The organism is Nocardioides sp. NPDC006303 (assembly GCF_040613175.1).
GTDB lineage: Bacteria > Actinomycetota > Actinomycetes > Propionibacteriales > Nocardioidaceae > Nocardioides.
In genome coordinates, this window is sequence record NZ_JBEXRR010000015.1 from 103,984 (window position 1) to 128,113 (window position 24,130).

Annotated in this window: 24 protein-coding genes and 1 pseudogene; 13 read left to right on the top strand and 12 right to left on the bottom strand. The window is 70.0% G+C overall.

The features are described 5' to 3' along the window. Positions 1 to 5: 5 nt before the first annotated feature. The gene (locus tag ABZY89_RS13965; RefSeq protein WP_355228012.1) at positions 6 to 1,721 is read right to left on the bottom strand and encodes a protein kinase; all 1,716 of its coding nucleotides are present in this window, start codon (positions 1,719 to 1,721) and stop codon (positions 6 to 8) included. Positions 1,722 to 1,799: 78 nt separating this feature from the next. Then, complete coding sequence (locus tag ABZY89_RS13970; RefSeq protein WP_355228014.1) at positions 1,800 to 2,624, bottom strand: ion transporter; 825 nt, start codon at positions 2,622 to 2,624, stop codon at positions 1,800 to 1,802. A gap of 123 nt (positions 2,625 to 2,747) precedes the next feature. Between ABZY89_RS13970 and recO the strand changes: the two genes are divergently transcribed. From recO to ABZY89_RS13985, 3 genes and pseudogenes are all read left to right on the top strand, one after another. Next, positions 2,748 to 3,476, top strand: a complete 729-nt coding sequence (gene recO, locus ABZY89_RS13975) for a DNA repair protein RecO (RefSeq protein ID WP_355018167.1) — start codon at positions 2,748 to 2,750, stop codon at positions 3,474 to 3,476. Positions 3,477 to 3,818: 342 nt separating this feature from the next. Further along, positions 3,819 to 4,628 (top strand): annotated as a pseudogene (locus ABZY89_RS13980) (YibE/F family protein); the annotation flags it as partial. 139 nt (positions 4,629 to 4,767) lie between these two features. Next, entirely contained in the window at positions 4,768 to 5,562 is a 795-nt protein-coding gene (locus ABZY89_RS13985; RefSeq protein ID WP_355228016.1) for an isoprenyl transferase, read from the top strand. Here the strand turns inward: ABZY89_RS13985 and ABZY89_RS13990 are convergent. Genes ABZY89_RS13990 through bioB form a run of 8 tightly spaced genes read right to left on the bottom strand, consistent with a single transcriptional unit; the run spans position 5,559 to position 13,003 of the window. Then, positions 5,559 to 5,981, bottom strand: a complete 423-nt coding sequence (locus tag ABZY89_RS13990; protein WP_355228018.1) for a Fur family transcriptional regulator — start codon at positions 5,979 to 5,981, stop codon at positions 5,559 to 5,561. The genes ABZY89_RS13985 and ABZY89_RS13990 overlap by 4 nt on opposite strands. After that, the gene (locus tag ABZY89_RS13995) at positions 5,968 to 6,987 is read right to left on the bottom strand and encodes a metal ABC transporter permease (protein WP_355018169.1); all 1,020 of its coding nucleotides are present in this window, start codon (positions 6,985 to 6,987) and stop codon (positions 5,968 to 5,970) included. Before ABZY89_RS13995 ends, ABZY89_RS13990 begins: the two co-directional genes overlap by 14 nt. Further along, positions 6,987 to 7,820 carry an ABC transporter ATP-binding protein gene (locus tag ABZY89_RS14000; RefSeq protein WP_355228020.1) on the bottom strand — a complete coding sequence of 278 codons (834 nt, stop codon included), beginning with the start codon at positions 7,818 to 7,820 and terminating at the stop codon, positions 6,987 to 6,989. The genes ABZY89_RS13995 and ABZY89_RS14000 overlap by 1 nt, the downstream gene beginning before the upstream one ends. Next, positions 7,817 to 8,779: a metal ABC transporter substrate-binding protein gene (locus tag ABZY89_RS14005; RefSeq protein ID WP_355228022.1), complete on the bottom strand. Its 963-nt coding sequence runs from the start codon at positions 8,777 to 8,779 to the stop codon at positions 7,817 to 7,819. Before ABZY89_RS14005 ends, ABZY89_RS14000 begins: the two co-directional genes overlap by 4 nt. 11 nt (positions 8,780 to 8,790) lie before the next feature. Continuing rightward, positions 8,791 to 9,447 (bottom strand): dethiobiotin synthase, encoded by a 657-nt coding sequence (gene bioD, locus ABZY89_RS14010; RefSeq protein ID WP_355228023.1) that lies wholly within the window; start codon positions 9,445 to 9,447, stop codon positions 8,791 to 8,793. Next, positions 9,444 to 10,562 (bottom strand): 8-amino-7-oxononanoate synthase, encoded by a 1,119-nt coding sequence (locus ABZY89_RS14015; protein ID WP_355228025.1) that lies wholly within the window; start codon positions 10,560 to 10,562, stop codon positions 9,444 to 9,446. Before ABZY89_RS14015 ends, bioD begins: the two co-directional genes overlap by 4 nt. 1 nt (position 10,563) lies before the next feature. Next, positions 10,564 to 11,859 (bottom strand): adenosylmethionine--8-amino-7-oxononanoate transaminase, encoded by a 1,296-nt coding sequence (gene bioA / locus ABZY89_RS14020; protein ID WP_355228027.1) that lies wholly within the window; start codon positions 11,857 to 11,859, stop codon positions 10,564 to 10,566. Continuing rightward, positions 11,840 to 13,003: a biotin synthase BioB gene (gene bioB, locus ABZY89_RS14025; RefSeq protein WP_355228029.1), complete on the bottom strand. Its 1,164-nt coding sequence runs from the start codon at positions 13,001 to 13,003 to the stop codon at positions 11,840 to 11,842. The genes bioA and bioB overlap by 20 nt, the downstream gene beginning before the upstream one ends. 117 nt (positions 13,004 to 13,120) lie before the next feature. On the opposite strand from bioB, the gene ABZY89_RS14030 reads away from it, so the two are divergent. The 5 genes from ABZY89_RS14030 (at position 13,121) to ABZY89_RS14050 (ending at position 16,796) form a co-directional block, all read left to right on the top strand. Further along, positions 13,121 to 14,356 (top strand): alpha/beta fold hydrolase, encoded by a 1,236-nt coding sequence (locus tag ABZY89_RS14030; protein ID WP_355228031.1) that lies wholly within the window; start codon positions 13,121 to 13,123, stop codon positions 14,354 to 14,356. Between the two features lie 66 nt (positions 14,357 to 14,422). Continuing rightward, positions 14,423 to 14,893 (top strand): hypothetical protein, encoded by a 471-nt coding sequence (locus ABZY89_RS14035; protein WP_355228033.1) that lies wholly within the window; start codon positions 14,423 to 14,425, stop codon positions 14,891 to 14,893. 25 nt (positions 14,894 to 14,918) lie between these two features. Then, positions 14,919 to 15,464, top strand: coding sequence for a GrpB family protein (locus ABZY89_RS14040; RefSeq protein ID WP_355228035.1), 546 nt, complete (start codon positions 14,919 to 14,921; stop codon positions 15,462 to 15,464). After that, on the top strand, positions 15,464 to 16,129 hold the full coding sequence (gene uppS / locus ABZY89_RS14045) for a polyprenyl diphosphate synthase (RefSeq protein ID WP_355228036.1): 666 nt from the start codon (positions 15,464 to 15,466) through the stop codon (positions 16,127 to 16,129). Before ABZY89_RS14040 ends, uppS begins: the two co-directional genes overlap by 1 nt. Before the next feature lies 1 nt (position 16,130). After that, positions 16,131 to 16,796, top strand: coding sequence for an HAD family hydrolase (locus ABZY89_RS14050; protein WP_355228037.1), 666 nt, complete (start codon positions 16,131 to 16,133; stop codon positions 16,794 to 16,796). A 13-nt stretch (positions 16,797 to 16,809) separates the two neighbouring features. Here ABZY89_RS14050 and ABZY89_RS14055 read toward each other — a convergent pair whose 3' ends face one another. Next, positions 16,810 to 17,142, bottom strand: coding sequence for a hypothetical protein (locus ABZY89_RS14055; RefSeq protein WP_355228039.1), 333 nt, complete (start codon positions 17,140 to 17,142; stop codon positions 16,810 to 16,812). Between the two features lie 40 nt (positions 17,143 to 17,182). Next, positions 17,183 to 18,046 carry a hypothetical protein gene (locus ABZY89_RS14060; protein ID WP_355228040.1) on the bottom strand — a complete coding sequence of 288 codons (864 nt, stop codon included), beginning with the start codon at positions 18,044 to 18,046 and terminating at the stop codon, positions 17,183 to 17,185. 167 nt (positions 18,047 to 18,213) lie between these two features. Between ABZY89_RS14060 and ABZY89_RS14065 the strand changes: the two genes are divergently transcribed. From ABZY89_RS14065 to ABZY89_RS14085, 5 genes are all read left to right on the top strand, one after another. Continuing rightward, positions 18,214 to 19,614, top strand: coding sequence for a glycine--tRNA ligase (locus ABZY89_RS14065; RefSeq protein WP_091048619.1), 1,401 nt, complete (start codon positions 18,214 to 18,216; stop codon positions 19,612 to 19,614). A gap of 94 nt (positions 19,615 to 19,708) precedes the next feature. Then, positions 19,709 to 20,392, top strand: coding sequence for a hypothetical protein (locus ABZY89_RS14070; RefSeq protein ID WP_355228042.1), 684 nt, complete (start codon positions 19,709 to 19,711; stop codon positions 20,390 to 20,392). A gap of 42 nt (positions 20,393 to 20,434) precedes the next feature. Beyond that, the gene (gene dusB, locus ABZY89_RS14075; RefSeq protein ID WP_355228044.1) at positions 20,435 to 21,595 is read left to right on the top strand and encodes a tRNA dihydrouridine synthase DusB; all 1,161 of its coding nucleotides are present in this window, start codon (positions 20,435 to 20,437) and stop codon (positions 21,593 to 21,595) included. Between the two features lie 235 nt (positions 21,596 to 21,830). Next, positions 21,831 to 22,736, top strand: coding sequence for a mucin-2 protein (locus tag ABZY89_RS14080; protein WP_355228046.1), 906 nt, complete (start codon positions 21,831 to 21,833; stop codon positions 22,734 to 22,736). Positions 22,737 to 23,036: 300 nt separating this feature from the next. Next, the gene (locus ABZY89_RS14085; RefSeq protein WP_355228048.1) at positions 23,037 to 24,026 is read left to right on the top strand and encodes a mucin-2 protein; all 990 of its coding nucleotides are present in this window, start codon (positions 23,037 to 23,039) and stop codon (positions 24,024 to 24,026) included. The last annotated feature ends 104 nt before the right edge of the window (positions 24,027 to 24,130 follow it).

The window sequence follows — 24,130 nt, forward strand, 5'->3', positions numbered from 1 at the left end:
AACTCCTAGGACTCGACGTCGTACTTCGCGCAGAGGCCCAGGCGGCTGCCGGCCATCCAGGCGGTCCTGAACGGCGCCTTGAACATCGTCGCGTCCGTCGGACAGCCGCCCAGCCCCTGGACGTTGGTCTCGCTCTGCTCGGGGTAGGTGTCGCCGGTCATCTCGAAGGTGTCGACGACGATGTAGTCGTGGGTGGTCCCGCAGCGGACGACCTTGTCGATCTTGCTGTCGATGCAGGCCCGCAGGTCGGTCGGGAACGGGTCGGGCACCGGGTCCTCGGGCAGGTCGATCATCGGTGCCCCCTGGACCGTCACCCCGACATCGCACCGGACGTAACGGTCGCCGTCGTTCCAGGTGGCCTCCGAGGGCCAGTACCAGCTCACGATGTAGGCGGTGCGGGCCAGCGTCTCCGGGTGCAGTCCGAGGCCGGTCTCCAGGCGGGTGAAGCAGGCGGCCCCGGCGGCCTCGTTGTCGTTGTAGGTCTTCACGTCGGTGGCGACGTGGAAGGTGTAGAGCGTGTGCGGCTCGGCGCAGTCCACCGGCTCCGTCTCGTCGACGAACTCGGTGGCCGCGGCATAGTCGAGATTGCGGCACTCACCGGCCTCGGGTACGTCACTTCCCCCGTTGGTCACGAAGAAGATCAGCCCGGCGACGAGCCCGACGACCACCACCGCGGCCAGGCCACCGACCAGGAGCCCGGTGCGCTTCCGCTTCGGCGGGTGCTGCGTCGCGATGCTGGTCGGCACCGTCGTGGGCTGCTCGAAGGGCGACCCGGTCGGCGGGCCGCTGGGTGGACCGCTCGGTGGCCCGCTGGGCGGGGCTGCCGACTTCTGCCACGGCGAGGTGGGCGGGGGCGGCTGGGTCGCGGAGCGAGGCTGTGGTCCGGGGGTGACGCGGGTGCCCTTGACCGCGGCGCGGAGCCCGTCGGCGAACGAGCGCGCGTCCGGCCAGCGGTCCTCGGCCCGGGGCTCCAGCGCCCGGGCGATGGCCTGGCTGATCGGGGCCGGGAGGGGACGTACGGAACCTGCCTCGGGCACTCGGGAGGTGAGCCCGAGAGCGGGGGCGGGGGAGCGGCCGGCGAGCAGGGCCCAGGCGACCGCGCCCAGGGCCCGTACGTCGGCGCGGTGGTCGATCGGCAGTGACGGGTCGAGCTGCTCGGGCGCCATGTAGGACGGGGTGCCGATGTCGCGGGTGACCTCGTTGAGCGAGTCGAGCGAGCGGGCCACGCCGAGGTCGGCGATCATCACCCGGCGAGCACCGGCGGTGCCGCCGGAGGTCTCGGAGGTGAGCAGCAGGTTGGCGGGCTTGATGTCGCGGTGGATCACCCCGCGAGCCTTCAACGCCATGAGTCCGTCCGCGGCCTGCGCGACGATGTCGGCGACCTCGTGCACGTCCAGGCCGCCGGGAGAGCGCTTGAGCAGGTCGGCGACCGAGCCGCCGTCGGCGTACGACATCACGAAGAAGGGGATGCCGGTGCTCGTCTGACCGATGTCGTAGACACGGACGACATGGGGCGAGTCGACCGAGCGGAGCAGGCGCGCTTCCTGGAGGAAGCGCTTGTGGATCTCCGAGTTCGACACCCAGCCGGGGGAGAGCGCCTTGACCGCGACGTGGGAGTCGAGATCGGGGTCGTAGTAGAGCCACACGGAGGCGAAAGCGCCGGCGCCGATGTGGCGGACCTGTTGTAGCCGCCCGAGACTGGTCGGGAAGGTCGCGCTCATGGCGGAATCATGCCCTGAATCCGGCCCGGCGGACTGCGGTGACACCTACTTCAGCGGGTTTCGCAAAGAAATCGAGACCTACTTGCCGAACCGCTCCTGATCCCGCTTGACCGCGGAGTGGTGGTCCGAGCCGATGTTCTCCCGCAGCTCCTTGGCGGACTCACGGATGGCATCGGAGATGATCTCGTGGACCCGCGGGTCGGCCAGACCCTGATCGACCAGGCGCAGCACCGTGTCGGCCACGAGCCGGACGACGTCGTCGTGGAAGGGGAGGTACCTCAGCTTCCCGGCCGCCTGGTCCTGACGGATGAGGTCGATGATGAGGGTGTCGATCTCGGCACGGTTCTCCTCGATCGCGCTGGAGATGTGCCGGGTGTAGTTGCCGGTCTGGATCACCGCGATCACCTCGTCGAGCACCGCGACCGTGATCGGCTTGCGGATCGCGTTGACGATTGCGCCGGAGAACCTCCCCACGACGTACGCCGAGACCCGGTCGCCGAAGGCACGGTCGGCGGCGCGCATCAGCCTGAGCAGAATGAGCACGATCCGCAGCAGCCGGAGGCTGCGGAAGGCGGGGCTGGCAGCGATGCCGAGCGGGATCATGCCGAGCAGCTCGTACCAGTACATCAGCGGGAACTTCCAGCCGAGCCCTGAGCGGCGCCAGCGCCATGCGAACTCGATGGCGAAGATGGCGCACACGACGTAGTCGGCGGTGACGACCCGGTCGTACCAGACTTGCGACACGTCCCAGAACGTCACCCACACGGCCGCCGCGACCGAGAAGATGGCAAGCACCAGCATCAGCCAGTCGACGACGGTGACCGGCGGTCCGGCGGCGGTGCCGGGCTCGCGGTCGTCGCGCGCGGGGCGGGTCGGCACGGTCGCGATGCCTGTTGAGCTCATGACCGGCACGATAGGAGACGCATCCACCAAAGGCGACGACCCACACGCCTCGTTGCCGTCATGTGGGCCATCAGTCGGTCTGTCGCTGCCGCGGTTGTCGGTGCCGCACGGCAGAATGGGGTCGTGCCCCTCTACCGCGACGAGGCCATCGTGCTTCGCACCCACAAGCTGGGTGAGGCCGATCGCATCATCACCATGCTCACCCGCCACCACGGACGGGTGCGTGCGGTGGCGAAGGGCGTGCGGCGCACCACCTCGCGGTGGGGTTCGCGGCTGGAGCCGTTCACCCACGTCGACCTGCAGTTCGCCGAGGGGCGCAACCTCGACACGATCACCCAGGCCGAGACGCTCACCCTGTTCCATGCCGGGATCGGACTGGACTACGACCGCTACACCGCCGGCACCGCGATGCTCGAGACCGCCGACCGGCTGGTCCACGAGGAGGGCGAGCCGGCGCCGCAGCAGTATCTGCTGCTCGTCGGCGGGCTGCGGGTGCTCGCCCAGGGCGACCGGCTTCCCCGCCACGTCCTCGACTCCTACCTGCTCCGCTCGCTGGCCGTCGCCGGCTACGCGCCGAGCTTCGAGGCCTGCGCGCGCTGCGGGCTGGAGGGTCCGCACCGGTGGTTCAACGTGTCCATGGGCGGCGCGCTGTGCACGACCTGCCGGGTGCCGGGTTCAGCGACGCCCTCGCCCGAGACACTCGGTCACCTCGGTGCGCTGCTCTCAGGTGACTGGGATACCGTCGGCGGCGCCGAGGACCGGACCAGCAGGCAGGCGAGCGGGTTGGTCGCCGCGTACCTCTCCTGGCATCTGGACCGCAACCTGCGCTCGCTGGAATACGTCGAGAGCTGAGAAAAGATGGCCCACTCCCACGGCCACTCCCACGGTGGGCACGACGCCGAGGTGGAGGTCGAGGCCCTGCCGCGGCTGGTGCTGACCGTCTCGCTCGTGCTCGTAGCCGTGATCACCGTGGTCGGCGTGGCCCTGTGGTGGCCAGACCGCGCCGCCGTCGAGAAGCTCCAGGGGTCGCAGGAGTTCGTCGCCGACGGCGTGGTCTTCGAGACGGCCGAGGTCACCTCGGTCGCCGACCCGTGCAGTGCCGACGGCACGCCGAAGGGCTGCAACACCGCCGCCGCGACGCTCACCAGCGGACCCGACACCGGCACCGAGGTCGCGGTCGAGATCTCGACCCCGATGGCCCGCTCAGGGCTGGAGACCGGCGACGAGGTGGAGCTGTCCCGCACCGAGAAGGAGGGGGAGGCGACGTACGCCTTCTTCGACGTCAAGCGCGGGCCGCCGCTGCTTCTGCTGGTCGGCCTCTTCGTGGTCTGTGTCGTCGCCGTCGCGCGGCTGCGCGGGCTGATGGCAGTGCTCGGCCTGGGCTTCGCGGGGGCTGTGGTGTGGCTGTTCCTGCTGCCCGCGCTGCTCTCCGGCGAGCCCGCGGCGTGGGTCGCGCTGGTCTCCTCGGTGCTGATCCTCTACGTGGTGCTCTACACGACCCACGGGTTCTCGGTGCGTACGTCGGTGGCGCTCGCCGGCACCCTGGCCGGGGTCGCGGTGACCGCGCTGATCGGCACCTTCGCGATCGGCGCGAGCCGGCTCAGCGGGCTGGGCTCGGAGAGCGGCCAGACGCTCTCCTCGCTCGACGCCGCGCTCGACCTGCAGACCCTGCTGGTCGCCGCCGTGATCATCGCCGGCCTCGGCGCGCTCAACGACGTCACCATCACCCAGGCCTCCGCGGTGTGGGAGCTGCGTGCCGCCGGCCCGGACACCTCACGCTGGGACGTCTTCCGCGGCGCGATGCGGATCGGCCGCGACCACGTCGCCTCGACGATCTACACGATCGTGTTCGCCTACGTCGGCAGCGCGCTCACCCTGCTGCTGGTGATCCAGCTCTACGACCGCACCTTCCTCTCGCTGCTGACGACCGAGCAGATGGCCGGCGAGATCGTCGCCACCATGGCCGCGGGCATCGGGGTCGTCCTGGCGATGCCGATCACCACGATCATCGGCGCGCTGACCGTCCCCGGTCCGGCCAGGGGACCCGAGGAGATGGAGTACGACGCGCCCCGGCGCCCGATGGTCCCGCCCAGGCCGCAGCCTCCCGGGCCGCAGCCGCCTCCTGGCTATCGCCCGACTAGGGTTGCACCTCGTGAGCAAGCCGGTCCGTACCCCAACACCCCACCCGTCCGGGGCTACCCCGCCCCCGGTCCCCAAGGACCTCGTCCCGCACCACGTGGCGATCATCATGGACGGCAACGGCCGATGGGCCAAGGAGCGTGGCCTCCCCCGGACCAAGGGCCACGAAGAGGGTGAGTCCTCGCTCTTCGACGTCGTCGAAGGAGCCATCGAGATCGGCGTGAAGGCCATCTCGGCCTACGCGTTCTCCACCGAGAATTGGTCGCGCTCGCCCGACGAGGTGAAGTTCCTGATGGGCTTCAACCGCGACGTCATCCGCCGCCGGCGCGACGAGATGAACGAGCTCGGGGTCCGGGTCCGCTGGGCCGGTCGCGCCCCGCGGCTGTGGAAGTCCGTCATCAACGAGCTCAAGATCGCCGAGGAGATGACGAAGAACAACACCGTCTGCACGCTGACGATGTGCGTCAACTACGGCGGTCGCGCCGAGCTCACCGACGCCGTGCGGCGGATGGGGGAGGACGTACGCGCCGGGAAGCTGCGTCCGGAGAAGATCACCGAGAAGACCTTCGAGCGCTACCTCTACGTCCCCGACCTCCCGGACGCCGACCTCATCTGGCGCACCTCCGGTGAGCAGCGGCTGTCCAACTACATGCTCTGGCAGGCGGCCTACTCCGAGTTCGTCTTCACCGACGTGCTGTGGCCCGACGTCGACCGCCGCCACCTGTGGCATGCCATCGAGACGTACGCCTCCCGGGACCGCCGCTACGGCGGCGCGCTTCCGAACCCGATCCAGCTCTAACGGCAGTCGGTACAGGTGCCGAAGATCTCCAGGGTGTGGGAGACGTCGGTGAAGCCGTTGTCCTCGGCCATGGTCTTGGTCCAGCGCTCGACGGCAGGGCCCTCGACCTCGACGGTGCGGCCGCACTGACGGCAGACCAGGTGATGGTGGTGGGTGTCGGAGCAGCGGCGGTAGATCGTCTCGCCGTCCTCGGAGCGCATCGCGTCGACCGCGCCGGCCTCGGCCAGCGCGGTCAGCGTGCGGTAGACCGTGGCCAGGCCGACGGCGCCGTCGAGGCGGGAGTGGATCTCCTGGGCGGAGTGGAAGCCGTCGTACGTCCGTAGCGCCTCGGCCACGGCGAGTCGCTGCTTGGTGGGTCGTAGGGCTCCGGAGGGTTCAGTCGCCAAAGGGTCAGTCGCCAAAGGATCAGTGTTCGTCATAGTGCTCTCCTTCCGCGCCGACGTGCGCCGCGTGCCGGTGGCCGTCGTGGATGTAGTCGACGTGGTCGCCGTGCTCGACCGCTACGTGACCGCACTTCTCCCCGTGGTGGTGCGGGTGTTCCTCGTCGACCGGCTTCTCCACGGGCGCGGTCTCCGGGAACGGGGCCACGAGGGCCCGCCGGCGGCGTAGCCAGGCGCCGATCGGCCAGACCAGGAAGAACCCGGCCAGCGCGACCAGCACGATGCTGGGGCCGGGCTGGACGTTCGCGCCGGTGCGGGAGAGCGCGGCCGCCAGCCCGAGGCCGCCGACCGAGGCGACCAGGCCGGCGCCCATCGCGCCGAGCAGCGTCATCCGGAACGAACGGGTCAGCTGCTGCACGATCGCGACCGGCACGACCATGAGGGCGGAGACGAGCAGCAGCCCGACGGTACGCATCGCGATCACCACGCTCAGGGCGGCGAGCACGGCGACGAGGATCGAGTAGAACCGCACCGGCAGCCCGGCGACCTTGGCGTAGTCGGCGTCCTGGGAGACCGCGAACAGCTGCGGCGAGAGGCCGACGCAGATCACGATCAGCACGACCGCGAGGGCCATCGTCACCAGCAGGTCGTCGACCGAGATCGTCAGGATCGAGCCGAAGAGGAACTCCTGGAGCCGGGAGGCGCCGGTGCCGGCTAGCCCGGTGACGAAGACGCCGCCGGCGAGCCCGCCGTAGAAGAGCATCGCCAGGGCGACGTCGCCTTCGGCATGGCCGCGCTCGCGCACGATCTCGATGACCACGGCGCCGGCGATGGCCACGACCACCGCGGCCCAGGTCGGCGAGGTCTGGGTCCACAGGCCGATCGCGACGCCGGTTACGGCGACGTGACCGATGCCGTCACCCATCAGCGCCAGGCGCCGTTGGACGATGTAGGTGCCGACCGCCGGCGCCGCGATCCCGACGAGGAACGCCGCGATCAGGGCCCGCTGCATGAACGGCACCGAGAAGAGCTCGAGAAGAGTCATCAGAGCTCCTTGAGTGGGGTCGGGACGGCGGCGTTGGGCGCGGCGGTCGAGCCAGCTGAATCGAGCCCAGTGTCGCAGTGGACGTGACCGGCGTCGAAGCCCTGGGCGTGGACGTCGGCGTCGGAGAGGGGCGGGCCGTCGTAGGCCTTGCGCCCGTCGCGCATGACGACGGCGCGGTCGACCAGCGGAGCCAGCGGCCCGAGCTCGTGGGCGACCAGCACGATCGTGGCGCCGTCTTCCTTGAGCCGGCCGAGGGCCCCGGCCAGCGCGTGCTGGTTGGGCAGGTCGACGCCGGCGGTGGGCTCGTCGAGCAGCAGCAGTTCGGGCCGCCCGGCGAGCGCCCGCGCGATCAGCACCCGCTGGTGTTGACCGCCGGAGAGCTGGGCGACCCCGCGGTGGGCGTACGCATCCATCCCGACCACCTCGAGCGCCGCCCGGATCGCGGCCCGGTCGGCGCTGCGCAGCGGCCGCAGCAGCTTGCGGTGGGTGAGCCGGCCGGAGGCGACGACCTCCCAGACCGAGGCGGGTACGCCGCCGGTGGCGGTGCTTCGCTGCGGCACGTAGCCGACCCGCGACCAGTCGTGGAAGCCGGCCAGGGGGCGGCCGAACAGCTCGAGGCGACCGGCCGAGAGCGGGTTGAGGCCCACCAGGGTGCGTACGAGCGTCGACTTGCCGGAGCCGTTGGCGCCCATCAGGGCGACGAACTCACCGCGCTTGACGGTCAGGTCCACCTCGCGCAGGACGGGACGTCCGGACAGGGCGACATCCCCGTGCAGGAGCTGCACGGGGACATCGGCGGGGACGGTGCTGTTTCCGGTCCCTGATCTGGTCACTGACAACCGTTGGCCGCCTTCAGGGCGTCGAGGTTCTGGCGCATGAGGGAAAGGTAGTCCTCTCCCTCGGTGTCTGCCGAGAGGCCCTCGATCGGGTCGAGCACGGCGGTCTTCAGACCGAGGTCGTCGGCGAGGGTGTCGGCGAGCGCGGTGCTGACCAGGCGCTCGGAGAAGATCGTGGTCACACCGTGCTCCTTGGCGTGCTCGCCGATCTCGGCGAGCTGGGCCGGGTTGGGCTCGGCGTCGGGGGTCAGGCCGGCGATCGACTCGAACTCCAGGGCGTACTTGTCCAGGTAGGCGAAGGCGTCATGGGAGACCACGACGTCCTTGATCTTGCACTGGGCCAGACCGGTCTTGAACTCCTCGTCGACCTTCGTCAGGTCCTCGGTCAGCGCCTTGGCGTTGGCCTCGTAGGTCTCGGCGTTGTCGGGGTCAGCCTCGACCAGAGCGTCGCGTACGCCCTCGGCGTACTGCGCCATCAGCAGCGGGTCGTGCCAGAAGTGGGGGTCGGTCTCGCCGTGGGCGTGCTCGTCCTCGGCGTGCTCTTCCTCGTGACCTTCCTCGTGGCCCTCCTCCTCGGCCTTGCGGAGCTCGACGACCTTCTCGACGTCGACGACCTCACCCTTGACGTCCTGCTCGACCGCGTCGTCGACGGCGGGCTGGAAGCCGTGCTCGGTGAGGATCAGGTCGGCGCTCTGCAGTGCGGCGGTCTGGTTGATGCTGAGCTCGAGGTCGTGCGGCTCGACGCCCGGCTTGGTGAGGGGAGTGACCTCGGCGAGGTCTCCCGCTACCCGCTCCGCGACGAACTCCAGCGGGTAGAACGCGGCCGCGACCTCAACCTTCCCCGAGTCGGATCCGGAGGCGGAGGAACCGGAGTCGTCGGAGAGCGCGGCACAGCCCGAGGTGAGCAGGAGTGCGCCGGCGGCAAGCAGGCCGGCGGAGCGGGTAGTGGGGGTCATGAGAACCATTCTCAGGCTAGTTGAGAATGGTTGTCAATTCCTTCCGGGATGCCGAACAGCAGGGGTACGCCGGTCACGCGGGGGAGGTCGATGCGGTTGCACCGCTCAGCGAGCCCTGGATCGCCCGGCCAGGAGCCGATGATCAGTCCGTCGGGCTCGTGCCCACGAGCGCGCAGCGCGGCCACGGTCAGCTCGGTGTGGTTGAGGGTGCCCAGGCCGGCCGCGGTGACGACGACGAACGAGGTGGGTACGCCCCCGGCGAGCAGGGCGTCGGCCAGGTCCAGGAGCGTGCCGCCATCGGTGTCCAGACGCACCAGCAGACCACCTGCGCCTTCGACGAGCACGAGGTCGTTCTCGCTGGTCAGGGTCGAGATCGTCGGAGCGTACGCAGCGACCGATGGGATCTCCACCCCGGCCCGCCGGGCGGCGGTGTCGGGTGCGAGCGGCTCCGCCAGAGTGGTGAGCTCGTGGACCTCGATCCCGGTCAGTCGGCGGATCTCGGCGGCGTCGCAGTCGCCATCGGCGGTCCCGGTCTGCACCGGCTTCACGACTGCGACCTTCTCGCCGTTCGTACGCGCCCGGGCGGCCAGCGTCGCCGTCGCGACGGTCTTGCCGACGCCGGTGTTGGTGCCGGTGACGATCACCACCCGCCCGCTCGTCCCGCTCATCTGACCTCACCCACGATCGTGTCGATGGCCTTGGCCGCCCGCTCCCACTCCTCGTCGGTGACGCCCGCGCCGGCGGTGATCCGCAGCCGGGATACGCCGTCGGGGACCGATGGCGGGCGGAAGCAGCCGACGCGTACGCCCTCGCTGAGCAGGGTCGCCTGCGCGGAGACCGCAGCCTCGGGGGACGGCATCGGCACCGACAGCACCGCGCCGGCGGGGGCGGGGATCCCGAGGGTCCGGGCCAGTTCGGTGACGCGAGTGCGGATGGTGCCGGCGAGCTCCGGGCGAGCGCGCGCCACCCGCGCAGCGGCCAGGGCCGCGGCGGCGGAGGCGGGGGCCAGTCCGGTGTCGAAGATGAACGGGCGGGCGGTGTTGACCAGGTGGTCGAGGACCGCTCGCGGCCCCAGGACGGCTCCGCCCTGGCTGCCCAGGCTCTTGGAGAGCGTCGCGGTGACGAGCACGTCGGGCCGCCCAGCAAGCCCGTGGCTGTGGACGAGCCCCGGCCCGTGCACACCGACGCCGTGGGCCTCGTCGACGACGAGCAGCGCGCCGTGCTCCGCGCAGGCCTCGGCCAGCTCCGTCAGCGGCGCCTCGTCGCCGAGGACGGAGTAGACGGACTCGGCCAGCACGAGGCTGCGTACGCCGGGACGCGCGGCGAGCGCCGCCCGGACCGCCGCCACGTCGTTGTGGGGCACGACCGTCAGCTGGGCCCGGGAGAGCCGTACCGCGTCGATCAGGGAGGCGTGGATGTGCGCGTCCGAGACGACGTGGGCGGTCCGGTCGGCCAGCGCGCCGACGACCGAGAGGTTGGCGTGGTAGCCGGTCGAGAACGTCAGCGCGCCCGGCTGACCGAGCCAGTCGGCGAGCTCGGCCTCCAGGTCGCCGTGCAGGGTCAAGGTGCCCGTGACCAGCCGAGACGCACCCGCGCCGCCGCCCCAGAGCATCGCCGCCTCGGCCGCGGCACGGCGTACGTCCGGGTGGCCGGACAGGCCCAGATAGTCGTTGCCGGCCAGGTCGACGACGCCGTCATCGGGCCCACGCGGCCGCAGTCGCCGGGTCAGCCCGGCCGCCTCTCTTGCGGTAGCTGCTTCCTCCAGCCAGTTCTGCCAACCCATGTCAGGCCACCTCCGCGGCCGCGGCGACGGCCCGGCAGATGCGGGCGAGATCGTCCTCGCTGGTGATGTAGGGAGGCATCGTGTAGATCAGGTCGCGGAACGGCCGGATCCAGACGCCCTCGCGCAGCGCGGCGTCGGTGGCCTTGGCGACATCGACCGGATGGTCGAGCTGGACCACGCCGACGGCGCCGAGGACGCGGACCTGGCTGACGCCGGGCGCGGCGGTCAGAGGGGAGAGGCCCGTCGAGAGCGCTGCGGAGACCCGGCGTACGTCCTGCTCCCAGCCGCGCGCGGCCAGCAGGTCGAGCGAGGCCAGCGCCACCGCGCAGGCGAGCGGGTTGCCCATGAAGGTCGGCCCGTGCATGAGCACGCCCGACTCGCTCCGGGAGATCGCGTGCGCGACCTCGGTGGTGGTCAGCACGGCGGCCAGGGTCATGTAGCCGCCGGTGAGCGCCTTGCCGAGACAGAGGATGTCGGGGGTGACCAGCGAGGACACGAAGAGGTCGCCGGTGCGGCCGAGGCCGGTGGCGATCTCGTCGAAGATCAGCACCAGTCCGTGCTCGTCGGCGATCTCGCGGAGCACGACCAGGCACTGGTCGTCGTAGACCCACATCCCGCCCGCGCCCTGGAGCCGCGGCTCGACGATGATCCCGGCCAGCTCGTGAGCGTGGGCCTCGGCGACCAGGCGTACGCCCTCGGCCCACGCCTCCACGTCGCCGCCCGGCGCCGGCGGGCGCTCGGCGAAGACCTGCGGCGCGAGCATCTCGGTGAACATCGAGTGCATCCCTCCGACCGGGTCGCACGTGCTCATGCACCCGAAGGTGTCGCCGTGGTAGCCGCCGCGCACGGTCAGCAGCCGCGTACGCTCCGGCCGCCCACGGCCGCGCTGGCTCTGCAGCGCCATCTTGATCGCCACCTCGACGCTCACCGAGCCGGAGTCGGCGAGGAAGACGTGCTGCAGCGGGTCCGGGGTGATCGAGACGAGCCGCTCGGCGAGGTCGATCGCCGGTGCGTGGGTCAGGCCGCCGAACATCACGTGCGCCATCCGGCCGGCCTGCTCGGCGAGCGCGGCGTCCAGCTCGGGCACCCGGTAGCCGTGGACCGCAGACCACCACGACGACATCGCGTCTACGACCTCGAGGCGCTCACCGCCGTCGTCGAGGTGGAGGCGTACGCCCTCGGCGCCGGTGACGAGCCGCACCGGCGCCGGGTCGGTCATCGAGGTGTAGGGGTGCCAGATGTGCTCGCGGTCGAAGGCGAGCAGATCGTGGCCCCTGTCAAGCGTTGGCAGCGACATCGGTTCCCGCTCCGCGGCGCCGGATCACCGGGCCGTCCTGCTCGTCGTGGCCGCCACAGGCGTCGCCGCAGCCGTCGCCGCAGCTGCTGCCACAGCCACCGCTCGCGACGCGACCGGCGGCCTTGGTGCGGTGCTCCTCGATGAGCTCGTCGAACGCGCTCTCGTCCATACCGAGGATGACGAAGCCGTTGTCGCGCAGCATCTCCAGGTCGGCCAGCGCGTCCTGACCCTCGGAGGTCAGGTAGTCGCCGAGGAAGATCGAGTTGGCGACCTGCAGCGCCGTGGCCTGCAGCGAGCGCAGGTGCATCTCCCGCCCGCCCGCGATCCGGATCTCCTTGTCCGGGCAGACGAAGCGGGCCATCGCCAGGATCTTCACGCAGCGGGTGGGGGAGAGCTCCCAGGTGTTCTCGTACGGCGTCCCGTCGAACGGCATCAGGAAGTTCACCGGGATCGAGTCGGCGTCGAGCTCCTTGAGCGCGAAGAGGGCCTCGACGAGCTGCTCGTCGGTCTCGCCCAGGCCCGCGATGAGGCCCGAGCACGGCGAGAGGCCGGCGTCCTTGGCCTTGCCGATGGTGTCGACGCGGTCCTCGTAGGTGTGGGTCTGGACGATGTTGTCGTGGTTGGACTCGGCGGTGTTGATGTTGTGGTTGTACGCATCCACCCCGGCCGCCTTGAGCCGCTCGGCCTGGCCGCCCTTGAGCAGCCCGAGACAGGCGCAGACCTCGACGCCCTCGTGCGCGTCCTTCAGTGCGGAGGTCATCTCGACGACCTTGTCGATGTCGCGCTCGGAGGGTCCGCGGCCCGAGGAGACCATGCAGACGCGGGTGGCGCCACCACGCAGCCCGGCGCCGGCCTGCTCGAGGGTCTCGTCCTTGGAGAGCCAGGAGTACTTCAGGACCGGCGCCTGCGAGCCGAGCGCCTGGCTGCAGTAGTTGCAGTTCTCCGGGCACAGGCCGGACTTGAGGTTGACCAGGTAGTTCACCTTCACGGTGTTGCCGAAGTGCTCGCGCCGCAGTCGCCCCGCCGCGGCGACGACGCCCATCAGCTCCGCGTCGGGCGTACGCAGCACGGCCACCGCGTCCTCCGCGGTGGCGGCCCCGCCGGACAGGATCCGGTCGGCTAGCTGGTCGAAGGCTGTCGTCATGCGGGAGTCTCCTCGGGATGGCTACCTGAACAACGTTCAGTTGAACGGTGTTCAGGTTAGGTTCTGGCGGGCCGTACCGCAACGCCGCCGTCCATCTGACCGGCATAGGATCGGCTGGTGCACACCGAGACGATCCCCGGACTGGTCCTGATCGAGCACGAGATCGAGGTGCCGCTCGACCATCGCGGCGGCGGGCCGGAGACGCTGACCGTCTTCGCCCGCGAGGTGCGTCGTCCGGGCGATCGCGACGACCGCGACGCGCTGCTCTTCCTTCAGGGCGGCCCCGGCGGGGAGAGCCCACGCCCGATCGACCTCCCGATGGCGCCGGGATGGCTCGAGCGAGCGCTGGAGGACTATCGGCTGATCCTCCTCGACCAGCGGGGGACCGGACGGTCGACGCCGCTCACCGCGATGACCGGGATGAGCCCGCAGGAGCAGGCCGACTACCTGACCCACTTCCGCGCCGACTCGATCGTCGAGGACGCCGAGCTCCTCCGCGCCCACCTCGGGATCGAGCGATGGTCGCTCCTGGGCCAGTCCTTCGGCGGCTTCTGCTCGCTGCGCTACCTCTCGGCCCATCCCGAGTCGCTGCGTGAGGTGATGTTCACCGGGGGAGTGCCGCCGGTCGGGCTGCCCGTCGACGAGATCTACGCCGCGACCTTCGCCCGCACCATCGAGCTCACCGAGCGCCACTACGCCAGGTTCCCCGGGGACCGCGACCGGATGCGGGCGCTGGTCGAGCGCTGCGACGCCGGTGAGATCCGGCTCCCGCACGGCGGCCCGCTCTCGGCCCGCCAGGCGCGTTCCATCGGCAGCCTGCTCGGGATGACGGGTGGCTCCGAGCGGATCCACTACCTCCTCGAGCGCGATCCGGCGGGCCTCGGGTTCGGGCACGAGGTCGCGTCGCTGCTGCCCTTCAGCGGCCACTCGCCGCTCTACGTACTCGTCCACGAGGCCTGCTACGCAGATGGCCAGTCGACCCGTTGGGCCTCCGCCCGCGTCCAGCCCGCGGCGTACGAGGATCCGACTCTCTTCACCGCCGAGCACCTCTTTCCGTGGCACCTGACCGAGGACCCGCTGCTGGCTCCCTTCGCGGAGACGGCGGACCTGCTGGCCGAGCGCGAGTGGCCGAGCCTCTACGACCCGAGCGCGCTCGCCGCCGTCGAGGTCCCCTGCGCCGCAGCGGTCTACTACGACGACCCGTACGTCCTGCGAGAGCATTCCCTCGCCACCGCCGAACTGGTCCCGACGCTGCGTCCGTGGATCACGAACGCCCACCTCCACAACGGCGTCCAAGTCGCCCCCGAGGAGGTCCTGGACCGCCTCATCGGGATGGTCCGCGGGCGCGTCTGACGACGGTTCGTCAACGAACGGCCAACATCCAAGGCAGCGCGCGGCGGTGCCAGGCATCATGAGCGCATGAGTCTGCCCGTGGTCGCCGTTCGAACTGCCTCATTCGTCGTCACCATGGTGCTCGTCGGGCTCGCCTACCCGGTCCTCGCCGGGTTGGTCTATGTCGGTCTCCTGGTCGCCTCCGTGACCGGCGACCAGGGGATGGGCGGACCGCTCGCGGGGCCGGTGCTCGTCCTTGTCGGCGCTGCCGTCGGGGCGCTCTGTGTGGCCATCGCCGCGCCCGCGGCGCTCGCGGCGCGGGTCGTGGGTGGCCTCAAGGGCTTCCTCGCCGGCTCCGCGGTGCTGGTGTTCCTCACCGCAGGAACCACCTGGCTGGCCTGGCTCCTCTTCGACCTGTCCGGGAGCCCGGCGGTCACCGCCGCAGTGCTGGTCCTCGCCGCGGCTCCCGCGGCGCTCGTCCTCGCGCTCTCCGACGCCGTCGCCGGGTTGATCACCGGCCGGCGCCTCCGGCCTCGGCCGGTTGCCGCCGAAGCCTGAGCCGACCTGAGAGACTCTGGTTCCTGTGAGCATCGAGGTAGTGGCGTACGACCCGTCCTGGCAGGACCGGTTCGAGAAGGTGGCGGCGGCGCTGAGCGGCGCACTGGCTGACGGTCCGACGGCTGCCGTCGAGCACGTCGGTTCGACCTCGGTGCCGGGCCTCGCCGCGAAGCCCATCCTCGACATCGACGTGATCGTCGCGTCTGCGGACGTCCCCGCTGCGGTCGCGGCGCTCGTACGCATCGGCTATGTCCACCGGGGCGATCTCGGCGTCGCCGGCCGCGAGGCGTTCTTCGCCCCCGACGAGGATCCGAGGCGCCACGTCTACGTCTGTGCCGCGGGGACACTCAACGTACGCAACCATCTCGCCGTCCGCGATGTCCTGCGCCGCCGTGACGACCTTCGCGACGAGTACGCAGCGGTGAAGCTCGCCCTGGCCGCCGAACCGGACCTGGACATCGACACCTACATCGCCCGCAAGTCCGACGTCATCCAGAAGGTCCTCGCCGCCTCCGACCTGACCGACGCCGAGCGCGGCCAGATCCTCTCCCTCAACGACCCGAGCCGCTGATGCTCCCAACCCATGTCGGCGTGGTGATGGACGGCAACCGCCGCTGGGCGAAGAAGGCAGGTTTCGCGAACCCGGGCGCCGGGCACGACGTCGGCGCCGACCATGTCGAGGACCTGCTGAGCTGGTGCACCCGGTGGCGGATCGACCACCTCACCTCCTACGTCCTCTCTGCCGACAACATCCGGAAGCGCCCGAAGTCGCAGGTCGGCCACCTGTTCGGAATCCTCGCCGACAAGCTCCCGCAGACGGTCGTACGCAGCGACCGCTGGGCCCTCCACGTCTCCGGCGACCTCTCCCTGCTGCCTGACGACGCCGCCGAGGCGTTGCGCGCGGCCGAGCGGGAGACCGCCGACCGCCCGGCCCACCTGACGATGGCGATCGGCTACGACCCGCACGGCGACATCGTCGAAGGCATCCGTCGCGCGATCGCCGCGGGCGTCACGGAGATCGACGAGCGGGCCATCACGGCAGCGCTGCCCGGCGGCCCGGTCAAGGAGATCGACCTCGTCATCCGCACCAGCGGCGAGCAGCGCCTCTCCGGCTTCTTCCCCTGGCAGACCTCGAACGCCGAGATCATCGTCAGCGACAAGCTCTGGCCCGACTTCACCGAGCACGACTTCGCCGAGGCACTTGCCCTCTACGCGACGCGCAGAACGGCCGGGTGACGTGGCTGCACTGTGCGCGATCATCTTCGACCTGGACGACACGTTGGTAGACCAGGCGGGAGCGGCGCGGAGAGCGGTCGTCGGTTGGGCGGCCGAGCACGGGATCAGCGGGGTCGACGTCGCGCACCGGTGGGAAGCGGTCTCGGACAGGCACTATCGCCGGTACCAGAGCCGGGAGCTCGGCTTTCAGGAGCAGCGACGGGAGCGGGCGAGGGAGTTCCTCGGGGTCGAGGTCACCGATGTGGATGCGGACGCGCTGTTCGCCGGGTATCTGACGAGGTACGAAGCGCAGTGGGTCGCCTTCGACGACGCCGTCCCGACGCTGCGCCGGGTGCGCGACGCCGGTCTCAGAACGGTCGTCCTCACCAACGGAGACGATGACCACCAGCGCCTCAAGCTCGACCTGACCGGCCTCGCCGCGGAGGTCGACCTGCTCGTCTCGACCTCGACCCTGCCGGCGAGCAAGCCTGACCCACGTTCCTACCTGCTCACCTGCGAGCGTGCCGGCATCGCGCCAGGGGAGGCGCTGATGGTCGGCAACAGCCTGGCCCACGACGTACTCGGTCCGCTCGAGGCCGGCCTCGACGCCGTGCTCCTCGATCGCGACGACGCCCACCCCGAGGCCGCCGCGCGCCGCATCAGCACGCTCCACGATCTGAGTTGGTGACGACCGTGTGCAGTCAGAGGCGAAGGGCGTGGGCAGCCATCCGGTAGGCGACCGCGGCGGCCTCGGGGTCGTGCAGCGATACGTCGGCCAGGGCGAGCTCGGCGTGGGCGCGGACGCTGTCGGCAGGGTCCGCGGCGAGCAGATCAGTGCACAGGCCGGCGACGACGCTGCCGGAGTCGTGGTCGTCGAGCTCGTCGAGGACGTTTCCGAGGTCGAGCAGCATCGCGGCCTCCTCGAAGATCTCGCGCAGGGTCTCCTCGTCGACCTCGACACCCGGTCGTGCCGCCGCGACCGCGGCCAGCTCGAGGATCGGTGCGAGCCGGGGGTCGAGGTCTGGCATCTCCATGGGTCCCAGCATGACCCCCCGAATTCTGACCGGCAACGGGTTAGATGTCGTCGAGGTTCAGCCCCATCGGTGACTGGCCGGGGATCTCGCCGGAGGCGACCACAGCCTTGGCCAGCGGCCGCAGCAGCGCGATGAGCTCGTCGATCTCGGCAGGCTCCAGGGTCGCGTACGCCGTGGCAGCAAGCGCATCGGTCGTCGACTCGATCCCGGCCTTGGTCTCCCGGCCGGCGTCGGTGAGGGACTGGCCGTCGTCGGTGACGAGCCCGCGGGACTGCAGCCCGGAGACGAGGGAGTCCCACTCGGTCTCGTGGATGTTGCGGGAGGTGGCGTAGACCGACGGGGAGGTGCCGTTGGCGAGGGCATGGAAGACGTGCGACTCGCGGCCTCCGATCCCGGCAGCCAGCAGGGTCGCGACGTGACCGTCGCCGCGGTGTTCCCGCAGCAGAGTCGCCGAATCCCACAGGAGGGTCAGCGGGTCATCGGAGACGGGGAGCGAGCGCAGCGCGGCGTACAGGGCCCGTCCCTCCGGCGGAGCGCCGAGAGCGGCTCGCGAGGCGAGCGAGGCAGCCCGGGTCAGGTCGTCGGAATCGGCGAGCGGGCCGAGGTGACGGCGGAGCGCGGCGACGGCACCGGCGCGGCGGGCCTTGTCCGCAGCCTCGGGCGGAGCGTACGTCCAAGCGTCGGGAAGTGCCCGGGAGACGTGTGAGAAGGCGAAGTTGTAGAAGACGGCATGGACGACCTCGGCCGGAACAGCGCCCAGCGGAGCGGACCGGGCAGCGAAGTAGCCCATCCAGTAGCCGCGGTAGCCGGCCTCCTTGAGCTGGCCGATCGGTTCGGGTGAGAAGTAGCCCACCGCATGGATCGGCTCGAGCAGCTTCCACAGACGACGCGCGTTCGACTCCATGCCTGGACGGTATCGGGACCCGCCCAAGCGGCCGAGCGAATTGGCCCCGCGGGCGGCGTACATAACAAGATGACACCACGGATAGGATTTCCCTGTCGCTGTAGACATCCCCCTCAACACCAGGCCCGGCAGCCGGCCGGGCTCACCTCGAGCAGAGAGCATTCATCGTGGCAAAGCCGCCAGCATCGACCCTTGACCTCGTCGTCTCCCTCGCCAAGCGGCGCGGATTCGTCTTCCCCAGCGGCGAGATCTACGGCGGCACCCGGAGTGCCTGGGACTACGGCCCCCTCGGTGTCGAGCTCAAGGAGAACATCAAGCGCCAGTGGTGGAAGGCGATGGTCCAGCAGCGCGACGACGTCGTCGGCCTCGACTCGAGCATCATCCTGCCGCGCCAGACCTGGGTCGCCTCCGGCCACGTCGAGACCTTCAACGACCCGCTGGTCGAGTGCCAGTCGTGCCACAAGCGCTACCGCTTCGACCACCTCCAGGAGGAGTACGCGGAGAAGAAGGGCATCGAGGACCCCGACACCGTCGTCATCAACGAGGTCGTCGCCTGCCCCAACTGCGGCACCCGTGGCGCCTGGACCGAGCCGCGTGAGTTCTCCGGCATGCTCAAGACCCACCTCGGTGTCCTCGAGGACGAGTCGGGCCTCCACTACCTGCGTCCCGAGACCGCGCAGGGCATCTTCGTGAACTTCGCCAACGTCGTCACCTCGACCCGCCAGAAGCCCCCGTTCGGCATCGCCCAGACCGGCAAGAGCTTCCGCAACGAGATCACGCCGGGCAACTTCATCTTCCGCACCCGCGAGTTCGAGCAGATGGAGATGGAGTTCTTCGTCAAGCCGGGCGAGGACGAGGAGTGGCACCAGTACTGGATCGACGAGCGCACCCGGTGGTACACCGACCTCGGCATCAACCCCGACAACCTGCGCCACTACGAGCACGCCCAGGAGAAGCTGAGCCACTACTCCAAGCGCACCGTCGACATCGAGTACCGCTTCAACTTCCCCGGTAGCGAGTGGGGCGAGCTCGAGGGCGTCGCCAACCGCACCGACTTCGACCTCGGCACCCACATGAAGCACTCCGGCCAGGACCTGCAGTACTTCGACCAGGCCAACAACGAGCGCTACCTGCCCTACGTCATCGAGCCGGCGGCCGGTCTGACCCGTGCCCTGATGACCTTCCTCGTCGACGCGTACGCCGAGGAGGAGGCCCCCAACGCCAAGGGCGGTGTCGACAAGCGAGTGGTGCTCCGGCTCGACCACCGGGTCGCCCCGGTCAAGATCGCCGTGCTCCCGCTCAGCCGCAACGAGGCGCTCTCGCCGAAGGCGAAGGCGCTCTCGGCCGAGCTGCGCGCCAACTGGGCCGTCGACTTCGACGACTCCCAGTCGATCGGCAAGCGCTACCGCCGCCAGGACGAGATCGGCACGCCGTACTGCGTCACCGTCGACTTCGACACCCTCGAGGACAACGCGGTCACCATCCGCGAGCGCGACACCATGAAGCAGGAGCGGATCCCGCTCGAGGGCGTGAGCCGCTACTTCGCCGAGCGTCTGATCGGCGCCTGAGGCAGTACTTCACCGCCGGGCCGTTACCACCTCGTAAACCTTGCAGGGGGCGTCCTGCCGCACGATCTCGAGAAGCGTGCGGCAGGATGTCCTCATGCAACGAGCGGGGTCCGTACTCGCCGTATCCGTCACGGGTGCGGTCATGGCCATGTCAGTGATGGGGTGCAGCGGCACCGCGCCGAGGACGAACGCGCCCAAGCCGTCCGAGAGCGCATCCGCCTCGGCCTCCGCATCGCCCTCGGCGTCGGCATCGCCCTCCGCCGGTGCGCTCACCGAGCCCGGTGCCGACCGCGAGCTGGGTGAGACCGCGACCGTCGAGTGGACGCCCAAGGAGGGTGTCGACGGCAAGCTCTCGATCACCGTCACCAAGCTCGAGTCGACCTCCTACAAGCAGACCTTCTCCGGTTGGAAGCTCGACGAGGCGACGCTGGCGCGTGCGCCGTACTTCGTGCGCGCCACCATCAAGAACGACGGCAAGACCGACCTCGGTGGCTATGACGTACCGCTGTGGGGTCTCGACGACCGGGGCAGCCTGGTCGAGGCGGCCGCGTTCAAGGAGCCGTTCAAGCCCTGTGACGGCAAGACGTTCCCCAAGCCGTTCGCGCCCGGCGCCAGCGTCAACGCCTGCCTGGTCATGCTCGTCCCCGACCAGGGCAAGCTCGTCGGCGTGAGCTTCCGGCCCTACGAGGAGTTCGACCCGATCACCTGGGAGAGCGAGCCGACGCCGTACGTGGCGCCCAAGCCTTCTGGATCGCCGTCCGCCTCGCCGACTTCTTGACGCCGACCGCTTGATTTCGTACGGCACGCCGCTGGCCGGACAATGGAGGGCATGTCCGTCCTTACTGCGCCCGTCTCCGGAGGTCTCAAGCTCGGCAGCCTGACCGTCGACACCCCTGTGGTGCTCGCGCCGATGGCCGGCGTCACCAACGCCGCCTTCCGACGGCTGTGCGCCGAGCAGGGCGCCGGCCTCTACGTCTGCGAGATGATCACCTCGCGCGGTCTGGTGGAGGGTGACCAGCACACCAAGGACATGCTCGTCTTCGACGAGGCCGAGACCGTACGCAGCGTGCAGCTCTACGGCACCGACCCGGTCTACGTCGGCAAGGCGACCGAGATCCTCTGCGCCGACTACGGGGTGGCGCACGTCGACCTCAACTTCGGCTGCCCGGTGCCCAAGGTGACGCGCAAGGGCGGCGGGGGAGCCCTGCCCTATAAGCGCGGTCTGCTCGGCGAGATCCTGGAGCATGCCGTACGCGCGGCAGAGCCCTACGGCGTACCGGTGACGATGAAGACCCGCAAGGGCATCGACGACGCCCACCTGACCTACATGGACGCCGGCCGGATCGCCCAGGAGAGCGGCGCCGCCGCGATTGCGCTGCACGGGCGTACGGTCGCCCAGGCGTACTCCGGCACCGCCGACTGGGACGCGATCGCCGAGCTCAAGGCCTCGGTCGACATCCCGGTGCTCGGCAACGGTGACATCTGGGAGGCGGCCGACGCGATCCGGATGGTCGAGGAGACCGGTGTCGACGGTGTCGTCATCGGCCGCGGCTGCCTCGGACGCCCTTGGCTCTTTCGCGACCTGGCGGCCGCTTTCGCCGGTGAGACGGTCAACGTCCTGCCGAATCTCGGCGAAGTGACCGACATCATGCGGCGCCACGCCGAGCTGCTCTGCGAGCACATGGGCGAAGAGCGCGGCTGCAAGGAGATCCGCAAGCACATCGCGTGGTACCTCAAGGGCTTCGGCGCCGGTGGTGAGCTGCGCCGGACCCTCGGCCTGGTGAACAGCCTCCGGGACCTCGACGAGATGCTTGCCAAGCTCGACCGGAACGAGCCTTTCCCCTCGTCACAGCTGGGTGCGCCGCGTGGGCGCCAGGGTGCGCCGCGGGACAAGGTGGTCCTTCCGGAGGGGTGGCTCGACGACGCCGACGGGCGCGGTTGCGGGTTCGCCGAGAACGTGTCGGAGACCTCCGGCGGCTGATGCTCCAGGGCCCGTTCGGATGGGTCCTGAGGGGCGTTTTCGGGCTTCGGAATCAGTCGCTCGACAGGTACAAGACTACGCAAAAACTCGGTAAGGGAATTGGAATACCCCCTGTCGTGTGTGTTGTACTCATTGCCGTGCCGAGCCCCCACCAGCACAACCCTCGACGGGTTTCATCCGTTGAAACCGTGGGAAAACTCGGGCACAGACCATGTAGTCGAGCAAAGGATTGCGTGTGGCCGGCAGCCACAGAGGCGACACTCGGGCCGTCCGTAAGACCAAATCCATAGTTGTCAGCGCAGGGGTCGCGGTTCTCGCGACAGGCGCCGCAGTCGGCGCCGGAGCCGCTTTCGCGGAGCCGACCTCCACCCTGATCGCCAAGAACGCAGGCGCATCCGTCTCCTCGGCCAAGGCTGACGTGCCGAGCACCCGTGACGACGCGCGCGTCGCCGGCGACCGTCGCGAGACCGTCGTCAGCCGTGACGGAGGCGACCGCGAGTCGGTCTCCTCGGTCGAGACGCTGACCAAGGGACCCGAGCAGGTCGAGACCGGCACCGCCAAGGCGGTCAAGCGCTGGACCGAGGAGACGCTCAACCTCTGGTCCGCCTACGGCAAGCACGCCACCCAGTCTGGTGAGATCGAGGCCGGCGAGCTGGTCTACGCGACCGGCCGCACCGAGTCTGGCCGCGACGAGATCCTCGTCGACGGCGAGGTCGCCTGGGTGACCACCGGTCACCTCGTCGACGAGAAGCCCGAGGAGACCGGTGTCGCAGCCGGCGTCAGCACCGCCGCATGCGGTGACCCCTCGGTCGAGAGCGGTCTGGTCTCCGACGCGGTCACCGTCTACCGCGCGGTCTGCAACGCCTTCCCTGAGGTCGAGTCCATGACCGTCGGTGGTTGGGACGGTCACGGCGAGCACTCCTCGGGCAAGGCGCTCGACTTCATGCTCTCCGACAAGGCACTCGGCGACTCGATCGCCGCCTACCTGCAGCAGCACGCTGCGGAGCTCAACCTCTACGACATCATCTGGTACCAGCGGATCTGGACGCCGGTGCGTGCCTCGGAGGGGTGGCGCTACATGGAGGACCGCGGGTCCGCCACCGCCAACCACTACGACCACGTGCACGTCTCCACGAACTGACGCGACAACTGACGCGACTGGTCTCGACGACAGGTCGTCCCGGGCTCTCGAAGCCCGGGCCGACCTGCGTTTTTGGTCGGCTGGAAGATCAACAACTTCGCAAAAGTCTCCGACCCATCGTGGGATACCCCCGCAGGTGTGTGCTTGACTCAGGCGCTGTGCCCGGGCTCACGACCCAGCTTCAGCGGAAGTGGCGAAGGGCGTTCTCGGGCGATACCCCCACATTGTCGAGCGAAGGATTGCGCAGTGGCCACCAGCCACAGAGGCGATTATCGAGCTGTCCGTAGAACCAAGAATGCCGTGGCGACCGCAGGGATCGTCACGTTCGCGACCAGCGGTGCGATGGCCGCCGGGGCGGCCGCGGCGAACCCCGGCGTCGTGATCTCCGAGGTGGAGGAGAAGTCCGGACTCCGGCTGCCGTCATTGGCCGATCGGCGCATCGAGGCAGAGGCCAAGGCGACGGCGAAGATCCCGGCGCTGCCGACGACCCGGGAGGACACCCGGATGTCGAACGACCGCCGCGAGGTCACCGGCCGGGAGACGACGGTCAGCCGCAGCGGCGAGCGTGGGGGAGAGGCGGCGACCAACGCCCTGAGCGAGGTCGCCACGATCGAGTCGCTGATCGAGCGGCCGACGTCGGTGAGCGGCGGTGCCCAGAAGGCGGTGCTGCGCTACGTACAGGACGACGTCACCGTCTACGCCTCCTACGGAAAGCGCGCCAAGGAGCTCGGCGAGCTGAAGCTCGGGCGCGCGGTCTACTACACCGGCCGCGACGAGGGTGGCCGCCAGGAGATCGTCCTGGAGGGCAACCCGGTGTGGATCCCCGAGGGCAACCTCGGCAGGACCAAGCCCGAACCCCCGCCCGAGCCCACTCCCACGCCGACCCCGACGCCCTCCCCGACGCCGTCCGAGGACGCTCCGGCTGGACTGGACTTCTCCGCCTGCGGTGACTCCTCGGTCGAGGACGGCCTGGTCTCCGACGCGGTCGACCTCTACCGCGCCGTCTGCAACGCCTTCCCTGCGGTCGCTTCCGGCACCACGTACGGCTACGACCCGCACGGCGAGCACATCAACGGCAAGGCGCTCGACTTCATGACCGACGACAAGGAGCTCGGCGATGCCATCGCCGCCTTCGTCCAGGAGCACGCCGCGGCGCTGAACATCTACGACATCATCTGGTACCAGCGCATCTGGACCCCGGTCCGAGCCGACGAGGGCTGGCGCACGATGGAGGACCGCGGCGACCCCACGGCCAACCACTACGACCACGTGCACGTAGCCGTCAACTGAATCGCCGAGTCGGCGCGTCATGACGCGCTTCTTGGTGACGCTCTTGGTGACACCGGCCGAGGCGGTCTTGTCGCCCTGGATGACGATCTCCTCGCCGGTGGCAC

Bases quoted from the DNA above. Each gene is read 5' to 3' on its own strand.
- ABZY89_RS13965 (WP_355228012.1), bottom strand. From the start codon at position 1,721: ATGAGCGCGACCTTCCCGACCAGTCTCGGGCGGCTACAACAGGTCCGC.
- ABZY89_RS13970 (WP_355228014.1), bottom strand. From the start codon at position 2,624: ATGAGCTCAACAGGCATCGCGACCGTGCCGACCCGCCCCGCGCGCGAC.
- ABZY89_RS13990 (WP_355228018.1), bottom strand. From the start codon at position 5,981: ATGACGAACACTGATCCTTTGGCGACTGACCCTTTGGCGACTGAACCC.
- ABZY89_RS13995 (WP_355018169.1), bottom strand. From the start codon at position 6,987: ATGACTCTTCTCGAGCTCTTCTCGGTGCCGTTCATGCAGCGGGCCCTG.
- ABZY89_RS14005 (WP_355228022.1), bottom strand. From the start codon at position 8,779: ATGACCCCCACTACCCGCTCCGCCGGCCTGCTTGCCGCCGGCGCACTC.
- bioD (WP_355228023.1), bottom strand. From the start codon at position 9,447: ATGAGCGGGACGAGCGGGCGGGTGGTGATCGTCACCGGCACCAACACC.
- ABZY89_RS14015 (WP_355228025.1), bottom strand. From the start codon at position 10,562: ATGGGTTGGCAGAACTGGCTGGAGGAAGCAGCTACCGCAAGAGAGGCG.
- bioA (WP_355228027.1), bottom strand. From the start codon at position 11,859: ATGTCGCTGCCAACGCTTGACAGGGGCCACGATCTGCTCGCCTTCGAC.
- bioB (WP_355228029.1), bottom strand. From the start codon at position 13,003: ATGACGACAGCCTTCGACCAGCTAGCCGACCGGATCCTGTCCGGCGGG.
- ABZY89_RS14035 (WP_355228033.1), top strand. From the start codon at position 14,423: ATGAGTCTGCCCGTGGTCGCCGTTCGAACTGCCTCATTCGTCGTCACC.
- uppS (WP_355228036.1), top strand. From the start codon at position 15,464: ATGCTCCCAACCCATGTCGGCGTGGTGATGGACGGCAACCGCCGCTGG.
- ABZY89_RS14055 (WP_355228039.1), bottom strand. From the start codon at position 17,142: ATGGAGATGCCAGACCTCGACCCCCGGCTCGCACCGATCCTCGAGCTG.
- ABZY89_RS14060 (WP_355228040.1), bottom strand. From the start codon at position 18,046: ATGGAGTCGAACGCGCGTCGTCTGTGGAAGCTGCTCGAGCCGATCCAT.
- ABZY89_RS14070 (WP_355228042.1), top strand. From the start codon at position 19,709: ATGCAACGAGCGGGGTCCGTACTCGCCGTATCCGTCACGGGTGCGGTC.
- dusB (WP_355228044.1), top strand. From the start codon at position 20,435: ATGGAGGGCATGTCCGTCCTTACTGCGCCCGTCTCCGGAGGTCTCAAG.